This is a genomic window from Pseudomonas sp. (genome assembly GCF_050739655.1).
Lineage (GTDB): Bacteria > Pseudomonadota > Gammaproteobacteria > Pseudomonadales > Pseudomonadaceae > Aquipseudomonas.
Window position 1 is genome coordinate 1 of sequence record NZ_JBOIBY010000338.1, and the last position, 3510, is coordinate 3510.

The window sequence follows — 3510 nt, forward strand, 5'->3', positions numbered from 1 at the left end:
TCAGCTGGCGTCCTTCCATCTTAGGATGCTGTTCGACCGAACCGTACTCGAGCAAGTCACCTTCAACTCGCTTGAGGAGTTCCATCCCCAGCTCCTGGTGGGCCATCTCACGGCCGCGGAATCGCAAAGATACCTTGGCCCAGTCCCCGTCACTCAGGAAACGTACCAGGTTGCGCAGTTTTACCTGGTAATCCCCTTCCTCCGTCCCTGGACGAAACTTGATTTCTTTAACCTGAATCTGCTTCTGGTTTTTCTTGGCCGCAGCAATCTGCTTCTTCTTTTCGAAGATCGATTTGCCGTAGTCCATCAGTTTGCAAACAGGTGGTACTGCATCGGCGGAAATCTCCACCAGATCCAGCTTGGCCTCTTCAGCCTTAAGAAGCGCGTCTTCGATTGACACAATCCCGAGCTGTTCACCTTCAGCCCCAATTAACCGAACCTCGCGTGCCGAGATATTCTCGTTGATCGGGGCTTTCGGTGCAGTTCGTTTATCTTGTCTCATTTCACGCTTAATAATAATTACTCCGAATCTTGGCGACCACGCCGGGAAACCGCTTGGGCGAGGAACTCAGCGAACTGGGCGACGGGCATCGAGCCCAGGTCAGCACCTTCACGAGTACGCACAGCGACAGTCTGCATCTCGACTTCCCGATCTCCGATAACCAAGAGATAAGGAACCTTGAGCAAAGTATGCTCGCGGATTTTAAAGCCGATCTTTTCATTTCTCAAGTCGGACTTGGCACGAAACCCGCTTTCGTTGAGAGTTTTTTCGACTTCGGCGGCAAAATCTGCCTGTTTATCAGTGATGTTCATCACCACAGCCTGGGTCGGAGCCAGCCACGCCGGGAATGCGCCCTCGTAGTTTTCGATCAGAATTCCGACGAAACGCTCGAAAGATCCCAGGATCGCCCGGTGCAACATGACCGGGTGCTTGCGGCTGTTATCTTCGGAGACGTATTCGGCTCCCAGACGGACAGGCAGGTTAAAATCGAGCTGCAGGGTACCACACTGCCAGACGCGACCGAGGCAATCTTTCAGCGAGAACTCGATCTTCGGACCGTAGAACGCACCCTCGCCCGGCTGCAAATCGTACGGCAGGCCCGCGCTATCAAGGGCTGCAGCCAATGCCGCTTCGGCGCGATCCCAAAGCTCATCGGAACCGACGCGTTTTTCCGGACGAGTGGACAGTTTCATTTCGACTTCTTTAAAGCCGAAGTCGGCGTAGACGTCCATGGTCAGCTTGATGAACGCAGCGGACTCGGCCTGCATCTGCTCTTCAGTGCAGAAGATGTGGGCGTCGTCTTGAGTGAATGCACGCACGCGCATGATGCCGTGCAAGGCACCCGATGGCTCGTTACGGTGGCATGCACCAAACTCGGCCAGGCGCATCGGCAACTCGCGGTAGCTTTTCAGGCCCTGGTTGAACACCTGCACGTGGCAAGGGCAGTTCATTGGCTTGATCGCGTAGTCGCGGTTTTCCGACTGCGTGGTGAACATGTTGTCGGCGTAGTTGGCCCAGTGCCCGGATTTCTCCCACAGGCTGCGGTCAACAACTTGCGGCGTCTTGATTTCGAGATAGCCGTTGTCGCGCTGAACCTTGCGCATGTACTGCTCGAGCACCTGGTACAAAGTCCAGCCATTCGGGTGCCAGAACACCATGCCCGGCGACTCTTCCTGGGTGTGGAACAGGCCCAGGCGCTTGCCGATCTTGCGGTGATCGCGTTTTTCGGCTTCTTCGATGCGCTGGATGTAAGCCGCCAGTTGCTTCTTGTCCGCCCACGCGGTGCCGTAGACGCGCTGCAATTGCTCGTTCTTGGCATCACCGCGCCAGTAGGCGCCGGACAGCTTGGTCAGCTTGAAGGACTTCAGGAAGCGAGTGTTCGGCACGTGCGGACCGCGGCACATGTCGACGTATTCTTCGTGATAGTACAGACCCATGGCCTGTTCGTTCGGCATATCCTCGACCAGGCGCAACTTGTAGTCTTCGCCACGGGCCTTGAACACTTCGATCACTTCGGCGCGCGGAGTGACTTTCTTGATCACGTCGTAATCTTTCTCGATCAGCTGCTGCATGCGCTGTTCGATGGCCGCCAGGTCGTCCGGGGTGAAAGGACGTTCGAAGGCGATGTCGTAATAGAAACCTTCGTCGATGACCGGACCGATGACCATTTTGGCGGTCGGGTACAACTGCTTGACCGCGTGGCCAACCAGGTGGGCGCAAGAGTGGCGAATGATCTCCAGCCCCTCTTCATCCTTTGGCGTGATGATTTGCAGCGACGCATCGCTGTCGATGATGTCGCTGGCGTCGACCAGCTTGCCATTGACCTTGCCGGCAACGGTGGCCTTGGCCAGGCCTGCACCGATGGATGCGGCGACCTCGGCTACGGAAACCGGGTGATCGAATGAACGTTGACTGCCGTCGGGAAGAGTAATAGTTGGCATGGCGCCTCCTCTCCTAGTGGTGACCCCTACCAAAGGTCACGTGGGTTGGGATGAGCCAGTACAAGATCCGGTCCAGGCCATTCAATGACGAACGCCTGCCTTACAGCGGCAGGAGCCTTGCGGCCAACCGGAAAACCGAACCAGAGTGACTGGGATTCAAATCAGGGTTAATCGCGCATCTGCCGCTACCGGGACCAAAGGTCCGCCGGAGCCTGCAAACGCCCGAGCGAGGCATGCTAGCACAGATGAACGGTTATCGACTTGCACGCATTCAGACCGTGAAGATTTACTCACTCTTATGGCGCAGAGTGAACTTGAGATGTACGAGTCGCCTCAAATTGACTGAGAATCGCCACAGATACCGATCCCAAGGAGTTCATGTCATGCGCCTTATCCGTCTTTTTGCCGTTGCCGCCCCACTTGCCCTGCTGCTGCCGCTGAGCGCCCACGCGGCCTGGCCAGCGGGCGTGAAAGCGCAGTACATGGGCGATTGCACAACAGCCGCAAGCAAAAGCATTAATCCAGCCGAAGCAAAGAAACACTGCGCATGCGGCGCCGATGTGCTGGAAAAGAAATTCACCACACAAGAGATCGCGCAACTGATGGACAAAAACAACCCGCCCAGCGCTGAACTGGGCCAGCGCGCCCTGAAAGAAATCTCGGTGTGCAGAGTCCAGAAATAGAGCTTCGCAGGACGTTTTTTGAGGAACCCAGGGGCCCAACACAGCCAAATATCGGCTGATTTGCATAATTTACGCAGCTTTCACGGGTTTTTTTAATCCCCTTTTTTGTAGCGCAAACCCTCTGAAACCGGGGCTCACAGCCATTCATGAGGGTGAAAGACGTGCAATATGAAAGCAAACAACACGTCTGGGGGGCTCCCAAAGCGAACATTTCGACTATGATACTCGGGTGTGCCCAGTTGGCCTGAGCAGCACAGTACTACTGAAAATATATGTTTCTTGGAGATACACCATGTCTAATCGCCAAACCGGCACCGTTAAATGGTTCAACGATGAAAAAGGCTTCGGCTTCATCACTCCTCAAGGTGGCGGTGACGACCTGTTC

At 55.6% G+C, this 3510-nt stretch carries 4 protein-coding genes; 2 read left to right on the top strand and 2 right to left on the bottom strand.

Translation table 11 applies throughout. From position 1 onward, the window contains the following. Together infC and thrS are read right to left on the bottom strand one after the other, a co-directional pair. The coding region (gene infC / locus ACRESJ_RS16310; RefSeq protein ID WP_431758821.1) for a translation initiation factor IF-3 at positions 1-520 on the bottom strand (520 nt) is incomplete at its 3' end. Beyond that, positions 520-2442: a threonine--tRNA ligase gene (gene thrS / locus ACRESJ_RS16315; RefSeq protein ID WP_429366695.1), complete on the bottom strand. Its 1923-nt coding sequence runs from the start codon at positions 2440-2442 to the stop codon at positions 520-522. The genes thrS and infC, both read right to left, overlap by 1 nt. A 383-nt stretch (positions 2443-2825) precedes the next feature. On the opposite strand from thrS, the gene ACRESJ_RS16320 reads away from it, so the two are divergent. Next, positions 2826-3125 carry a hypothetical protein gene (locus ACRESJ_RS16320; RefSeq protein ID WP_431758822.1) on the top strand — a complete coding sequence of 100 codons (300 nt, stop codon included), beginning with the start codon at positions 2826-2828 and terminating at the stop codon, positions 3123-3125. 268 nt (positions 3126-3393) lie between these two features. Beyond that, the coding region (locus ACRESJ_RS16325; protein ID WP_431758823.1) for a cold-shock protein at positions 3394-3510 on the top strand (117 nt) is incomplete at its 3' end.